Below are 15,446 nucleotides of genomic sequence, written 5' to 3' on the forward strand. Positions count from 1 at the left end.
AGTGACTTGTTTAACGGCCTTTATTGCAAAAGCCGACGACTTAAACTTGTTAACCTTCTCGCCCGGCCCAAAACTCATGCCAGCGAATAACCGAACTGACGCCCAGTTTCGTTATTATCTTGGGGGGGAGCTTGCTGGGGCCTGGTGCGTGACTGAAGCTATCGAGAAACTCCGAACGCGTACCCGATGCCAACTCCGCAGCCATCACGCCTGCGAGGGTACTCTTGACTGTGCCCAGTCCATTTTCGCAGCAAGCCGAATACAGGTTTTCTTCAATCTCGCCAAATGCAGCGGCGCTGTTACGACTCAGGCATAGCCGTCCGGCCCAACTGAACTCCAACGCAGTGGATTTCAATTCGGGAAAGCGTGCATCCAGGGAATGTCTCTGTTCTTGAGCGACCGCAGCTACACGCTCTGGAGTGACCTGAATACTCGGGTCATAGGTGAACTTTGTCCGGATGACGATACGCGAGAGACCGTCTGAAGAGATCTTGCGAACGGTCGCTCCCATTGGATCAGCCGGCAACAATGCCCATTTAGCATTGCCAGGGACGTCTTTCTTGAACTCATCATCACTGTAAGCGGCCGTCATGGAGGCGTAAGTGAAGACGTGCAGCAGACGTCCTTGATAATGGCCAAAGTCTTCAATGTGGCCGTTAACCCCCAGGATGACCTTGGGTGCGTGCACCGTCCCATTATGAGATCGAGCGCTCCAACCACTTCCCTTCTTGGTCAATTCAATAATGGGAGAGCGTTCAAACAGCGTGATTTTCCCTACGAGCCCTGCTGCCAGGTCCCGGATGTATTGCGCGGGTTGAATCAACACTGCGCCGGGGGTATAGATCCCACCGTGGTAATAGGTGGAACCGGTGATTTTACGCATTTGCGCGGCATCAAACATCTCGAACTTCTCGCCAATACGTTCAAGGGATTTGGCGTAATTGACGTTCAGCTTCAATCCCCGTTCAGTGGCGGCCGCGTTGATCTTCCCTGATGGGTCGAACGTGTCTGCGGACATACCGTACTCGCGTGCCGCCTGCGCAGCGAAATCAATCGCAAAACGATTTTGGGTGATTTCCAGCGCCGTTGCAGACTCACTGGCCACGGAATATTCCCCGGACGACAGACTGTGCGGCACATCAATCATGAAGCCAGAGTTTCTGCCTGCTGGTCCTTTGGCGACTTCATGAGCATCGACCACAACAATGCTGTCACCCGGGTGTAACTGTGAAAGTCTGCGAGCGGCGGACAGGCCGGCAAAACCAGCACCGATAATCAGCCAATCCGCCGTCACGTTTCCATCAAGCATGCGGACAGGCGCAGTGCGTGCGGAAATCGCCTCCCAACCTGAAACCCCGGTGTCTACCGGCAGGCGCTTGATGGTATGGGTGCTCATTTTTCGGTCTCTTCATCCGACCGATCAGAGACATCGATCCAGATTGTTTTGATTTCGGTGTACTGGTCATGGGCAAAAATGGATTTGTCCCGACCGCCGAAGCCCGACTCTTTGTAGCCGCCGAATGGCGTCGACGCATCACCCTCGCCAAAGCAGTTGACAGTGACGATGCCGGCACGAATTTCCCGCGACAACTTGATCGCCCGACGCAGGCTGCCGGTATAAACCGAGGCTGCCAGGCCGTACACCGTGTCATTGGCCAAGGCAATGGCTTCGGAGAGCGTGTTGAAGGTAGTGACCGAAAGAATCGGGCCGAAGATCTCTTCCTGGAACAGCCGGTTGTCTCGACCGACACCGTCAATCACGGTTGGCTCTACGAAGGCACCGTCTTTGGTCGCGCCGCCGTAAACAACTTGAAGCTTTCCGGCGGCGGCGTGCTCAAGGTACGACTTCACTTTTGCGAAATGCTCAGGACTGACCAGCGACCCTACGCGGTTTACCGGATCGAGCGGATCGCCCATCTTCCATTCGCGGATGTAGGCGCCCATGCGCTCCAGCAGTTCGTCTTTAACAGAGGCGTGGACGATCAGGCGCGAGGTTGCAGAGCAGTTCTCGCCCATGTTCCAGAACGCGCCGTTGACGACATGCTGAGCGACGACATCGAGGTTTTGCGCATCGTCCATCACCACGGCCGGGTTCTTTCCGCCGCATTCAAGGACGATGCGTTTCAGGTTCGAATCGGCGGCGTAGTGCAGGAATCGGCGACCGGTCGCGGTAGAGCCGGTGAAGCTCACCATGTCGACGTCGTGATGCAGGCCGATCGGTTCACCGACGTCTTTGCCCGTGCCGGTCACAATGTTCAGTACACCAGCGGGTATACCGGCTTCAAACGCCAGCTGAGCGACACGCAACGTGGTCAGCGAGGTTTGTTCAGCCGGTTTGACGATCACCGAGCAACCTGCTGCCAGCGCCGGGCCGATTTTCCAGGCCAGCATCAGCAGCGGGAAGTTCCAGGGCAGTACGCAGCCCACCACGCCGATGGGCTCCCGGACCACCATAGTCAGCGCGTCGCTGCCAACCGGGGCAGTGTTGTCATAAATCTTGTCGATCAGTTCTGCGTGCCAGCGGATCGTGTGGATGGTGTCAGGGATGTCGACCAACTGACATTCACTGACCGGTTTGCCGCTATCAAGGCTTTCGAGGACGGCCAGTTCGTGTTGATGGCTTTCAAGCAGGCTTGCAAACTTCAACAGAACCGCTTTGCGCTCCCGAGGAGAAATAGATCTCCAGCGTCCATCCTCAAAGGCCACCTTGGCATTACTTACCGCGAAGTCGACATCTTCGGACGAACAAGCTGCGACGTCGGTTAAAAAGTCACCGGTCGCCGGATTGTTCGTGGCGAAGGTTTTGCCAGAGATCGCGGGTTTAAACGCGCCATTGATGAACGCCTTGGATGGCAACGAAATGTCTTTGGCCAGAGCGACATATTCGGCCTTGCTCAGAAGATCACCCATGGCTGGCTCCCGAAGAAATGTTAGCTACGTTACGTTTAAGTTCGGCGATGACCGAGGCAAGGCTTTGTTTTTCTTCTGCTTCAAGTGGCTGAAGCGGCAAGCGCACGTCGCCTACTTTCAACCCGGCAAACTCGCAACCGTACTTGATCGACTGCACGAACTTGCCGCCGTCCAGAGCATTCATCAGCGGCATCATTGCCGACATGATTTGACGGCCTTTGTCGAAGTTCTTCTCGATCACACAGGCTTCATAAAGCGCCACGTGTTCCTTGGGCAGGAAGTTTGAACCTGCGCACACCCAACTTCTGGCACCCCATGCGAAGAACTCAAGCGCTTGATCGTCCCAGCCACATGACAGGCCGATGTTCGGATACTCGCGAGCGAGCAGATGCACACGCCCCATATCGCCGGAGCTTTCCTTGATGGCAATGACGTTTTTCGATTCGCTCACTCGGGTGAGGTATTCCTCATCCATCGAAACGCACATGCGACCCGGGTAGTTGTAAAGCATGATCGGCAAGTTGGCGGCGCGATCGATGGTCAATGCGTGGATCGCGTTTTCCTGGGAGGTTGGCAGCGCGTATGGCGGAGAAGTGACGAGAATGGCGTCCGCTTTGATTGCTTTGGCCTCCTTCGCGTACTGAACGGCATCTTCGGTGCGAATGGCACCGGTACTGACGATCAGTTGCACCCGGGTGCCGATGACATCTTTGGCGTAGGCGGCCAGCTCGGTTCGCTCTTCCGAAGTCTGCGCATAATATTCGCCGGTCGACCCGCCGATAATAATGCCGTGTACCTTCGCCTCAATCAGCGACTCTAAGACTTCCGAGTACACACTCCAGTCGATCTCCCTGTCAGGTTTATGAGGAGTTACTGCTGGCGTATAAATACCTTCAAATTTCAAGATAAATTCTCCGAATGCGAGTTGCGTGGAAGATCAACGAGCGCGTCAGCCTTGATGCCTTGAGGCTCGATAAAAATTTCTATGTTTCACAGGACAGACGATCGGACATTTAAAGTCTTCGTAAAGAGCAGTTCTGCTGCCTTTCACAAATGACCTCCAAAAGTTTGGTTATCAACTAGTACGGTGAACTGTTGAATCCAGACTCGCATGGGCCAAGAAGGTGGTCAATAGAGTGTATTTCTCCCGTATACACTTACGAAGGGTCGCATCGCTTAACAGCGAAAATTATTTGTCGTTGAATATCAACAACTTAAGATTTCCACGCTGAAGCCGCGACGTCGATCGATAACATTTGTTTATGCATTGATAAGAGTAAATGTTTCTTGTTGATGCATGAATGTCGTCGTAGCCTTACAACGGCGATATTCTACCGAAAAACTGAATAATCGGATTTCTCGTACATTCGTCCCATTAGTTAGGATCTGTTTGCCCGGGCTCGAATTAAGGTGCTGTAGAAATATGGCTGTTGATGCAAACATCTGCATTAAAGGCGCTTCCTGGACGTGGCAAACCGTTCCGGTTCGCGGATAGAGCAGCACGGTTTGATGGGCTTGCATCCACAGACGGTACTGCGAACTCAAGACCGTTTGGCCTCATCTCGCTGAGCAGGTTGAACGTGTCGCCCCCTTGGTATTTTGGAGTGTGTTGACCGTGAGCACTAAATCGGCAGTTTCAAATCTAATCGCGCAGCGCAAGCCTGACCACGCGCTGCCAGGTGCCCTTTATAGCGATCCAGACGTTTACAGGCAGGATCTGGAACAGATCTGGCACAAAAGCTGGATCTTCGCAGGGCACACATTTGAGCTGGAGAAGTCGGGTCAGTACATGTCGCTGCAAATCGGTGATTACCCTGTCGCGGTCGTCCGTGGCGGAGACAAACAGATTCGGGCCTTCCACAACTCCTGCCGCCATCGCGGCTCCAAGGTGTGCCCGGAAGCCAGCGGCAAGGTCGCCAAGCTGGTGTGCCCTTACCACAAATGGACGTTCGAGCTGGATGGCAGACTGCTTTTCGCCGGAAACATGGGGGAGGATTTTGACAAGTCTCAGCATGGGTTGAAGTCCGTGCATTGTGAGGTCGTCGAAACGTACATCTATGTGTGCGTAGCTGATGTCGCCCCAGACTTTTCGTCGTTCAGAAAATCCGTCACGCCTTTCGTTGCGCCTCATAACCTGGACGACTGCAAAGTCGCGTTTGAGTCGAACATCATTGAGAAAGGCAACTGGAAACTGGTTTTCGAGAACAACCGTGAGTGCTACCACTGCGATTGTACTCACCCGGAATTGATGCACTCATTCGTGGACAACCCATCAGTGGGCGGCGCTGGCGGCGAAGAGGATCTCGAACTCAAAGAGCACTGGGATCGCTGCGAAGCGGCAGGATTGCCTAGCCGATTGGTCATGGATGATGAAGGCCGTTTCCGAATGACGCGCATACCACTGTTTTCCGGGGCCGTCAGTTACACAATGGATGGCAAGCCTGCGGTCGCTGGTCGGCTGGACACAACCGGTGAAGCTAACATTGGTGCGCTGCTTTATTTCAACTACCCATCAACCTGGAACCACTTTCTGGGCGATCACGCGCTGAGCTTCCGCGTGCTGCCCATCGGTCCAGGCGAGACGTTGGTCACTACAAAATGGATCGTCAAGAAGAACGCACAGGAAGGTGTCGACTACGACATCGATCGCCTGACCAAGGTTTGGCTTGCAACCAATGACCAGGATCGCACCTTGGTTGAAGGCGCACAGGTGGGCGTCAGCTCTCCAGCTTTCGAGCCAGGCCCGTTGTCGGTGGCCAGCGAAATTGGTGTGTGCCAATTTGATGATTGGTACTGCAAAACGATGCTTGAGCAGCTCAATGACACGATCCCGTTAAGATCTGTCGGCTAAGTGCAACACCGCCGGTGGTTAGAACCACGAATGATCACCACCGGCACACCCAACCTCTCCCCTCCTCGTAATCCGAGTTACTGCTTCGCCATTACTCCTATCTTTTAAACATCTCTGGAAAACTGGGCGAGAATCCAGTCGCGTAGCCGGCAACAGGCGTCGTCATTGATCCGGTCTTCACGAAAGGTCAGATAGTGCTGACTTTCATGGAGAACCACTTCCTCTTCTATTGGCCGAATCAGCGTGCCGTTTTCGATCAGGTTTGCAACCAGGTGATTCCATCCGAGGGCTACACCCTGATGGGTCAACACCATGCTGATTACCAGGTTGTAGTCGTTCGCGTTGAAAACGTGAGGGCTATCGTGGGGTCGTTTCTCAATATCAACATCGTGATAAGCCAGCCAAACGCCCCAGTCAACGTGCTCCGCTACCTGGGATCTGCCATAGGGACTGAGGTTTAGCAAAACCCCGTCGCGCAATCCTTCCAGGCTGGACAGCTCAGGGTGCTCCTCTTTGTAACGAGGCGTACACACCGGGTAGATGACATCATGAAACAACGGATAACTGCGGTAACCATCCTGAATCCTGGCCATTTTTGTGATGAAGATGTCCGGTGTTACACCCGGTTCCATCGACAGAAAATTTTGAGTGGTGACCAGATTGAGGTCGATGTCTGCGTTCTTGGTAAAAAAACCCGGCAGCTTGGCTGCAAGCCAGAGGGCTGAAAACGCTGGAGAACAGCAAAGCGTCAACGTGCGCTTGCCGGCATTGTTGGTGCGAATGCGTTCCGCCGCCTGGGAAATGTTGACGAAAGAAAGCTGAGCAGCATCAAAAAAAATGGTGCCGGCTTCCGTCAACTCGACCGCCCGACCCACCCTCTTGAAAAGATCCACGCCAAGGTACGCCTCAAGCTCCCGAATCTGACGGCTGATTGCCGCTTGCGTAACGCACAGTGCTTCCGCCGCACGCGTAAAACTCTGATATTTGGCGGCTGCTACAAATGACTTCACGGCTTTCAGAGACGGCATTTTCAGCAGCGTCATATCTGGATCGATGTGCTTAACCATAACCTAAAGTATTGAATATCCAGTTCGGGGCCCTTTTAAAGGCCATTTGGGACGAGCTCGGCAAGAGGGTTCCACCTAGAGACTACGCTGGAGCGTAGCTGAAACAGAGGTTCTAAGACAGGGCCAGCGGCAGTCGTCTTCGTAACCAGCACTGCCACAGTCGCAAATGGACATAATAAATTGATTGATAACATGACGTTATTGATTGGTAAGAAGAAATGTTGTTAGACGCTGACTCTATAAGGTAATAACTTGGGTCTTAAGGAACTGCTCAATTCAGCGCCGATAAAACAAGAATAATAAACATCAAACATAATAAAGAGGATGGTCACAATGACTAATTCCCAACCTTTCTCCCAGCTTGACTGCCCCCACAAGCACCGTCTTAACTGATCAAGATACATAAGTCTAAATTCTTGATCTTACGTTGTATTTGCAGCAGGAGGGGTTATGAGTCTTGGTGACGAGATACTCTCGGTAAAAAACATTTATAAAGTCTTTGGTGCTGAGCCGAAGCTCGCGATGGATATGCTGGCTCGCGGTGCTGATAAAAATGAAATTTTCAGCAAAACCGGTCAAGTCGTCGGCGTTTTTGATGCCAGTTTCTCCGTAAAACGTGGAGAGATTTTCGTCATCATGGGGCTTTCCGGCTCTGGAAAGTCGACGATGGTACGGTTGTTCAATCGACTGATCGAGCCAACCTCCGGAACGATCCATCTTAACGGCCGGGAAATCACCGGTCTCTCGGACGCTGATCTTCTTAACGTCCGTCGCAAAGACATGAGCATGGTGTTTCAGTCGTTCGCGCTGATGCCCCACATGAGTGTGATCGACAACGTTGCTTTCGGACTGGAAATCTCCGGTGTCCAGGAGAGTGAGCGGCATAAACGTGCACTCGAGGCACTCAAACAGGTGGGGCTCGATGGCCACGCCTACAGCTATCCACACCAACTGTCGGGCGGCATGCAACAACGCGTAGGCCTGGCTCGAGCGCTGGCCAATGACCCTTCTATCCTGCTGATGGACGAAGCCTTCTCGGCACTCGATCCGTTGATTCGCCACGAAATGCAGGGCGAACTGATCCGCCTGCAGGCAGAACAACATCGCACCATCATCTTCATCTCCCATGACATTGACGAGGCGATTCGCATAGGCCATCGCATTGCGATCATGGAGGGTGGCCGGGTGGTACAGATCGGTACGCCGCAAGAGCTCCTGTGCAACCCGGCGAACGATTACGTCAAAGCGTTCTTCAAAGGTTTCGACGCCTCGAAGATCCTCAAGGCTGGCGATGTTGCCAGGATTTGTGCAGAGCATCCGTATGCCATGGACCAATCCACGCCTACGCTGCGCGACGACGTACTCCTGCAGGATGTCTTTCACATTGTTGCTGACGCCGTCAATCCAGTGGCCGTGCTGGATCGCCAGGGTGTGTTCAAAGGCACGATCTCCAAGAGCCTGTTGCTCCAGACAATGAGCCGTCACTAACAGTCTCTATTTGCTGGCTAGCCAGGTTCGGACATTCAGGTGGTAAGCATGAACGAATTCAGTTTTCTAGACCCGTTTCAATCCATTAACATCCCGTTGGGCCAATGGGTAGAAGTTGCCCTGAATTATATGGTCCAAAATTTCCGCGAGATATTTCGTTCGATAAGATGGCCTATCGACCAGGTACTTAATGGTATTCAGTACGGATTGCTGGCTATTCCTCCGTCAATATTCATTACTATCGCGACGCTCTTTGGCTGGCAGGTAGGCGGAAGAAAAATAGGCATTCTGTGCTTCGTGACGCTATCTCTTTTAGGGGTAATCGGCGTCTGGCATGACGCCATGATTACCCTCGCGCTGGTGCTCACTTCACTGTTTTTCTGCGCAGTTATCGGCATACCGCTGGGTGTCCTGTGTGCCCGTAGTGACAGACTCGAGATGCTTCTGCGTCCAGTACTCGACGCAATGCAAACGCTGCCTGCATTTGTTTATCTGGTGCCCGTCGTGATGCTGTTCGGTATCGGCAACGTACCGGGTGTACTGGTCACGATCATCTTTTCGGTAGCACCACTCGTCAGGCTCACTAATCTGGGAATTCGGCAAGTGCCGGAAGATAAGGTTGAGGCCGCCCGTGCTTTCGGTTGTACCCCTCGCCAGATGCTGAGGAGAGTTCAACTTCCTTTAGCGGCACCGACGATCATGGCGGGCCTGAATCAGGCATTAATGTTGTCACTTTCGATGGTGGTGATCGCGTCAATGATTTCGGTTGGCGGGTTGGGGATGATGGTGCTTCGCGGGATTGGCCGACTTGATATGGGCTTGGCAACCGTCGGTGGCCTGGGCCTGGTATTGCTGGCAATTTTCCTTGACCGCCTGACCCAGGCAATGGGCGAGCGCAGTAACAGAGCAACCAAAGGTGAGCGCTGGTACCAGACCGGCCCGGCGGGTGTCTTTTATCGTCTGAAAAGAAAAAATGCAGTTACAAAAATAGAAGTTAGTCCCAAAGAAAGTTAACCCGTTTAGCGTCGCGTTGTGAACCAAAAGAACTGCCAACTTATTAACCCAGCCAAGGTAAACGACTATGAACTTCATAATCCTCGGAATAAAGCAGAAACTCATTCACTCTGTGGCGCTTTTAGTACTAGCAGTCGCACCTGTTTTTGCATCGGCCGCCACGGCACAGCAGCCCGGAAAAGGGGTATCTATCACCCCCATTTTCCCGTCAATCGCCGAAGAGCGGTTTCGCGGCGAGATTGCAATGGCGGGTCTGAAGGAATTGGGCTACGACGTTGAAACCCCAAAGGAAACCGAGTACGCCACCATGATGGTAGCCATTTCCAATGGTGACGCTGACTTCTCGGTACACCTGTGGAATGAACTGCACAAATCTTTCTACGAGAAGGCCGGCGGCGATGAGACGATGGTGAAAACCGGCGAAATTATGCCGGGCGTGTTGCAGGGTTACATGATTGACAAGAAAACTGCCGATGAACATCACATCACGTCTATCGCAGATCTACAGAAACCGGAAATTGCCAAACTGTTCGATGCCAATGATGACGGTAAAGCTGACCTCACGGGCTGCAACCCGGGTTGGGGCTGTGAGCTCATCATTGCGCACCATATGAAAGCCTATGACCTGACAAAGACCGTTTCCAATAACCAAGGCTCCTACTTTGCGTTGATGGCGGACACCATTGCTCGTTATAAACAAGGTAAGCCGATTCTCTATTACACTTGGGTGCCTCAGTGGATCTCCGGCGTTCTAGTCGAAGGTAAAGATGTTGTGTGGTTAACCGTGCCGCGCACGGATCTTCCAGGTGGCAAAAACGATACCAACACTACCTTTAATGGCAAAAACCTTGGTTTCGCAGTAGACAGTGTCAAAGCGGTTATTAACAAAGAGTTTGCCGAGAAAAATCCGGCTGCCGTGAAATTCCTGTCTGAAATGCAGATCACTACCGACGATGAAAGCGCGCAAAATCTTAAAATGCACAATGGTGAGAAAAGTGCCGCTGACATTACTCGGCATGCCGCAGAATGGATCGCGGCCCATCGCGCGAAGTACGATAGTTGGTTGGCGGACGCACGCGCCGCGGCAAATACCGCCACGGCAAAGAAATAATCTCTTCATCTAAAGCTGCGTAAAGGTTGCCCTTTGCCGGGCAACTTTTTACCCGTTTCGGCATTTATCAATCAGGAATCATGAAATGCAGTTGTATTCATTCGTCCAGAATTTCAGTTACAAGGACGCGCCCCTGCACACACGCGAGCTGATTAAAACTTGCCTGCTCGACATCATTGGTGTGGCCGCTGGAGCTCGCAACAATCAAACCAGCGTTATGCTCAAAACCTACGCTGACGCTCACTACTCCGCCAATAAGCTGTCCAGCCGCCTTTGGTTCGACGGCAGAGCCGTACATCCGTTAGGCGCCGCGTATGCAGGCGGTTTCTGCGTTGATAGCCTGGACGCACATGAAGGTCACTTCACTTCCAAGGGGCATGCGGGTGCGACCGTAGTCCCGGCCATTGTTGCATTGGTAGACGCGTATCTCAGTCAAGGTAGAGACATCAACGGAGAGGAATTCCTCAGCGCACTGTGCATCGGGTACGAGACCGCCTTGCGTGCGGGCCAGGCCTTGATGGCCACTGCCCCGGAATATCATGCTTCAGGTGCCTTTTCCGGGATCGGGGTCGTTTGCGCCGGAGCCCGCCTGCTGAAGCTTGATGAAACGACGTTCCGTCATGCGCTGGGTATCGCGGAATATTTTGGCCCGAGGTGCCCGATGATGCGCCTGGTGAGCTTTCCAACGATGTTGCGTGATGCCCACGGCGCCGGGGCGTATGCCGGACTGAACGCACTACTGATGGCACAAATAGGTGTCACTGGCGCTCCAGCCGCCACCGTTGAACCTTTGGAGATTTCCACTTTCTGGCAGGACATCGGAACCCGATGGGAGATCGACGAGCAATATTTCAAACCGTGGCCGGTATGCCGCTGGGCGCAACCGGCACTCACGGCCATGACCGATTTGATGCGAGCACATCCAGTCATCACGGCGGAGTTGATCGAGACCATCGATGTCGAGACATTCCATGAGTCTGTGTGCTTGCAGGGGCATTTTCCGAAGAACGCGGACGAGGCCCAGTATGCGCTAGCGTTCCCACTGGCCGCCTTGATCGTTCGCGGAAAGCTGGGCCCAAACGAGGTCACCGGCGACTCCATTCATGCGCCAGACATCTTGAGCATCAGCGAGAAGATAACCCTTCATGAGGCGCCTGACCTGTCAGCAAGGTTCCCGGAGGAAATTCTGTCCCGCGTTACGGTTACCCTGAAAGACGGTACGCGTCTTACCAGCCCGACCGCGACGGCCAAGGGCGACCCCGACAACCCTATGTCGAATGTCGAACTCATTGCTAAATACCATTTACTGGCTGATGACAGCTTGGGAACCACACTCAGCAATGCCATCAAGAACAGTGTTGAAGCATTGCCCGGTAGTGATGACTGCCACTCATTTTTTAATTTGTTGCTGTCCGCTCCAAAAAACGCTGTCTAGATAGCGCAACGGTTTCTTGGCTATTGGTTCAGGTGTCAAAGAGGATTTATGCCATTCGTATTCGAGAGCGTGCTCAAAGACAAAAACATGGGGTACTCCTATCCGGCGAAGAAACCAATAAAGCCGCAGGTAGTGACTCGTGTGGCTTTCGTGCTTTTGAACAATTTCTCGATGATGTCGTTCACCGGCGCTATCGATGCGCTGGTGACCGCCAACCTGATTAGCGATGCACCGGCGTTTGAGGTGTTGACGGTCGGCATCAGGAGCCGTCTGGTAATGAGCGATCTGGGAATTGCGATTTCAGCAGACCTGGAGCTATCACAACTACCGGATCGTATCGACGTTCTCATCGTCGCCGGTGGTTTGCGAGTGAAGCTGATTAGCGACCCGCTATTACGGCGCAAGCTACGCAACGCCGCCTCTCTTGGTGCGACCATGGGAGGTTTGTGGAACGGTGCATTTTTCCTGGCGGAAGCTCAGCTAATGGACGGTGTCGAGTGTGCCTTCCATCCAGATGGGCGAGCGATGATGGAAGATGTTTTCCCCAAAGTCCTGGTCTCTTGTCGAACTCACGTAATAGACAGAAACCGTATCACGTGCGCTGGCGCCAGCAGCTCGTTACGAATGATGCTGGAGCTCATCACCGCTAAACAAGGCGTGTCGCTGACCCATGCCGTCGAGGAAATACTCAGTTGCGATCAAACCACTGAAGTCTCTGGGATATCGACTGTCATAGTTGACTCTGACCCCACCTTGCCACAAACCCTGAAGCTCGCTTTAGAACTGATGCAAAAGAACATCGAAGAGCCGCTGTCGATCGACGAACTGGCTGAATGTGTGAAGATTTCCCGACGACAATTGGAGCGCCGCTTCTGCCGTTTCGTAGGTGCCACGCCCACACGTTACTATCTGGAACTGCGCTTGACTCGAGCACGTCAGCTTATTCTGCAGAGCAATCGGCCCATCACCGATATCGCGATTGCGACCGGCTTCTGTAGTTTCGCCAATTTCCATATGCGCTTTCGTGACTTCTTTGGGGTAGCACCTAGTAGTTATAGAGCAACGTATGAGCGCAGGCGCGAAGTATTCCGAAATCCGCCTACGCAACACACATATGAACCCGCAATATCTGAGCCGAGCAATCATGGCTAGCATCATCGATAAGGACAACCGAGAATCATGAATGCTCCATCGCCGGTATTGATCTCCACGGCAAATCACAGCGAGCGGGTGTCTACCCGCATCGCCTTCCTCATCGCAGGCTTACTCATGTCCGCATGGGCGCCACTGGTTCCATTGGTTAAAGCACGCGCAGGCTTGGACGATGGTGGCTTGGGGTTGCTGCTTCTAGGCCTCGGCGGTGGATCTATTGTGGCCATGCCCTTCGCCGGATATCTCACTGCACACTATGGATGCCGCCCAGTCGTAATCTGGGCGACGATTGTCTTGTGCTCCGTTTTTCCGCTGTTGAGCACCGTAGTCTGGCTGCCTGGCCTGGTCATCGCTGTCATTATCTTCGGTGCCAGTATGGGCATGCTCGATTGTGCCATGAACATACAGTCCGTCATTGTCGAGAAAAACAGCGGGCAGGCACTTCAGTCCGGCTTCCATGGCCTTTACAGCGTCGGAGGCATATTGGGCGCCGGGGCGATGACGGCGTTACTGAGCTTCGGGCTGGATCCACTCATTGCGACACTCTGTATCGTTGCGACAGTTTTGGGATCGCTTTACAAAGCTGCGCCTGCTTTGCTGACTTATGGCACTGAACGGGGTGGGCCACTGTTCGCGGTGCCCAGGGGGATCGTGCTGTTTTTAGGGGCGCTCTGTTTCATCGTCTTCCTCACTGAAGGCGCAATACTCGACTGGAGTGCGGTTTTCCTTGTTTCGAGCCGAGAGTTAGAGCCGAGCATCGCCGGTTTGGGCTACGCATCCTTCGCCGCTGCGATGACGGTGGGCCGCCTGACAGGAGATGCCATCGTCAGCAAACTAGGTGGCGTGCGCGTCGTTGCGCTTGGCGGACTCTGCGCAGCCGCAGGCATGATCGTGTCGCTTGGAATCGATGGCTGGCCCGCGTCCTTGATTGGCTACGCTCTGGTCGGTGCTGGATGCTCAAACATTGTCCCTGTGCTCTTTACTGCTGTAGGCCGCCAGCAACGTATGCCACAGGCGGTCGCCATCCCCGCTGTCATCTCGATGGGCTACGCGGGGATTCTGATAGGTCCCGTATTTATCGGGGCGGTCGCCCATCTGAGCACCTTGTCATTCGCTCTTGGTTGCGTGAGTGTTCTGCTGGTTTTTGTCAGTGCGACAGCTCGATTACTTCGCAATTAACTCAATTTTTTCAGGCGCGATTTCAGCATTGGCCATTGCGAATCGAGCTCATCGTTCAGAAAGCCAGGAGACATCTCGATGGATGCATCACTGAACTCACAGTATGCGCAGGCGAATGCTAGGGGGAGCTGGCCCCAGAGTTACCAGCCAGTGGCGCATAATTAATTAAACGTGGAGACATCAATGATTCAGGTTGATTCTTTTTCTGACAAGGTTTCGGTGGCAACCCTGCAGCTGTGCTTGTTTTAGAAGAAGAGTGGCTTAGTGACAATCTGATGCAATCTATCGCAGGCGAAAACAATCTAGCGGAAACAGCATTTGTCAGATCAGCGGGGGATCACTGGGATCTGCGGTGGTTTATACCCACCGTAGAAGTGGATTTTTGTGGTCGCGCGACCCTTGCTGCAGCGCATTTATTGATAACTGAATATAAAACCTTGAGAATATTTTCATAGAGTTAGCCGACGAGAGGGAAGTTAGATCATACAAACCAGACTTCAACAAACTATCTAGTCTGGGACCAACCGGAGTAGTAATAACAGCAAAGGGCGATGAGTATGACTTCGTTTCGCGCTACTCTGCCCCCGGCGCCGGTATTCCTGAAGACCCGGTTACAGGGTCTATCCATGCAACACTGGTTCCCTTCTGGGCAGCACGACTGGGTAAAAATCATTTAACTGCGTTTCAAGCATCACAAAGAGAGGGCATTTTGTTATGTGAACTAAAAAGAAATAGAGTCACCATAAGAGGAAAAGCAGCAACTTTCATGAAAGCTGAAATTTATCTTCCAATTGAAGAGAGGGCTATCTTATATTGCCCGACATGTAAAAGTTATTTCTGCTCTGAAGATCTCGTTTGTTGCGTGTAGTGATTCCGGATAAGGCCAAGGCTGTAGCAAGGTGTGTCTTACCAGTTCCCGGCCCACCGATGAGCACGACGTTCTGAGCGGTATCCGTAAACTCCAGGCTGGCCAGTTCTCTGTCCAGGCGGGCACCCGCGCTGGAGGCGCTGAAATCGAAACCTGCCAAGTCACGATGCATTGGGCCGATTTAGAAATCTGCGTCGAGCAACAAACTGACTTGGTGAACGCCGGCAGCAAGAGATTCTCGAGCAACACAAACCCTGTCCGAACCGTTTGATGGGTCTGGCCTGGGGTCTCATTCAAGTAGCGAAGATTTTTGCCTTTAATGCCCCGCTGAATTGGCGTCGTTCGATCAATCTCGGCGTCAATTAAAGTGC

General features: G+C 53.1%; 13 protein-coding genes and 2 pseudogenes. 9 read left to right on the top strand and 6 right to left on the bottom strand.

Annotation, left to right across the window (positions count from 1 at the left end):
• Window positions 1-49: 49 nt before the first annotated feature.
• The 3 genes from ACA070_RS16710 to ACA070_RS16720 are packed head-to-tail and all read right to left on the bottom strand — an operon-like array spanning window position 50 to window position 3,814.
• A complete protein-coding gene (locus ACA070_RS16710) occupies window positions 50-1,396 on the bottom strand; it encodes an NAD(P)/FAD-dependent oxidoreductase (RefSeq protein ID WP_497447534.1) in 1,347 nt (448 codons plus the stop codon).
• Window positions 1,393-2,910 (bottom strand): aldehyde dehydrogenase, encoded by a 1,518-nt coding sequence (locus tag ACA070_RS16715; RefSeq protein ID WP_497447535.1) that lies wholly within the window; start codon window positions 2,908-2,910, stop codon window positions 1,393-1,395. The genes ACA070_RS16710 and ACA070_RS16715 overlap by 4 nt, the downstream gene beginning before the upstream one ends.
• Window positions 2,903-3,814 carry a dihydrodipicolinate synthase family protein gene (locus ACA070_RS16720; RefSeq protein WP_497447536.1) on the bottom strand — a complete coding sequence of 304 codons (912 nt, stop codon included), beginning with the start codon at window positions 3,812-3,814 and terminating at the stop codon, window positions 2,903-2,905. Before ACA070_RS16720 ends, ACA070_RS16715 begins: the two co-directional genes overlap by 8 nt.
• Window positions 3,815-4,525: 711 nt before the next feature.
• On the opposite strand from ACA070_RS16720, the gene ACA070_RS16725 reads away from it, so the two are divergent.
• On the top strand, window positions 4,526-5,761 hold the full coding sequence (locus ACA070_RS16725; protein WP_497447537.1) for an aromatic ring-hydroxylating oxygenase subunit alpha: 1,236 nt from the start codon (window positions 4,526-4,528) through the stop codon (window positions 5,759-5,761).
• 104 nt (window positions 5,762-5,865) lie between these two features.
• Here the strand turns inward: ACA070_RS16725 and ACA070_RS16730 are convergent, their stop codons facing one another.
• Window positions 5,866-6,828 carry a LysR family transcriptional regulator gene (locus tag ACA070_RS16730; RefSeq protein WP_497447538.1) on the bottom strand — a complete coding sequence of 321 codons (963 nt, stop codon included), beginning with the start codon at window positions 6,826-6,828 and terminating at the stop codon, window positions 5,866-5,868.
• Window positions 6,829-7,278: 450 nt separating this feature from the next.
• On the opposite strand from ACA070_RS16730, the gene ACA070_RS16735 reads away from it, so the two are divergent.
• The 8 genes from ACA070_RS16735 (at window position 7,279) to ACA070_RS16770 (ending at window position 15,075) form a co-directional block, all read left to right on the top strand.
• Complete coding sequence (locus ACA070_RS16735) at window positions 7,279-8,316, top strand: quaternary amine ABC transporter ATP-binding protein (RefSeq protein ID WP_497447539.1); 1,038 nt, start codon at window positions 7,279-7,281, stop codon at window positions 8,314-8,316.
• 48 nt (window positions 8,317-8,364) lie between these two features.
• A complete protein-coding gene (proW, locus tag ACA070_RS16740) occupies window positions 8,365-9,330 on the top strand; it encodes a glycine betaine/L-proline ABC transporter permease ProW (protein ID WP_497447540.1) in 966 nt (321 codons plus the stop codon).
• 67 nt (window positions 9,331-9,397) lie between these two features.
• A complete protein-coding gene (proX, locus tag ACA070_RS16745; RefSeq protein WP_497447541.1) occupies window positions 9,398-10,441 on the top strand; it encodes a glycine betaine/L-proline ABC transporter substrate-binding protein ProX in 1,044 nt (347 codons plus the stop codon).
• Window positions 10,442-10,526: 85 nt separating this feature from the next.
• Window positions 10,527-11,876, top strand: coding sequence for an MmgE/PrpD family protein (locus tag ACA070_RS16750; protein ID WP_497447542.1), 1,350 nt, complete (start codon window positions 10,527-10,529; stop codon window positions 11,874-11,876).
• 48 nt (window positions 11,877-11,924) lie between these two features.
• Complete coding sequence (locus ACA070_RS16755; protein WP_497447543.1) at window positions 11,925-13,028, top strand: GlxA family transcriptional regulator; 1,104 nt, start codon at window positions 11,925-11,927, stop codon at window positions 13,026-13,028.
• Between the two features lie 27 nt (window positions 13,029-13,055).
• Complete coding sequence (locus tag ACA070_RS16760; protein ID WP_497447544.1) at window positions 13,056-14,207, top strand: MFS transporter; 1,152 nt, start codon at window positions 13,056-13,058, stop codon at window positions 14,205-14,207.
• A gap of 236 nt (window positions 14,208-14,443) precedes the next feature.
• A complete protein-coding gene (locus tag ACA070_RS16765) occupies window positions 14,444-14,662 on the top strand; it encodes a PhzF family phenazine biosynthesis protein (protein ID WP_497447545.1) in 219 nt (72 codons plus the stop codon).
• Entirely contained in the window at window positions 14,659-15,075 is a 417-nt protein-coding gene (locus ACA070_RS16770) for a PhzF family phenazine biosynthesis protein (protein WP_497451964.1), read from the top strand. Before ACA070_RS16765 ends, ACA070_RS16770 begins: the two co-directional genes overlap by 4 nt.
• On the opposite strand, the pseudogene ACA070_RS16775 reads toward ACA070_RS16770, so the two are convergent.
• Window positions 15,059-15,250 (bottom strand): annotated as a pseudogene (locus ACA070_RS16775) (ATP-binding protein); the annotation flags it as partial. The gene ACA070_RS16770 and the pseudogene ACA070_RS16775 overlap by 17 nt on opposite strands.
• Window positions 15,251-15,279: 29 nt before the next feature.
• Window positions 15,280-15,425: pseudogene (locus tag ACA070_RS16780) on the bottom strand (GlxA family transcriptional regulator); the annotation flags it as partial.
• Between the last annotated feature and the right edge of the window lie 21 nt (window positions 15,426-15,446).

This window comes from Pseudomonas sp. LBUM1678 (genome assembly GCF_059695575.1).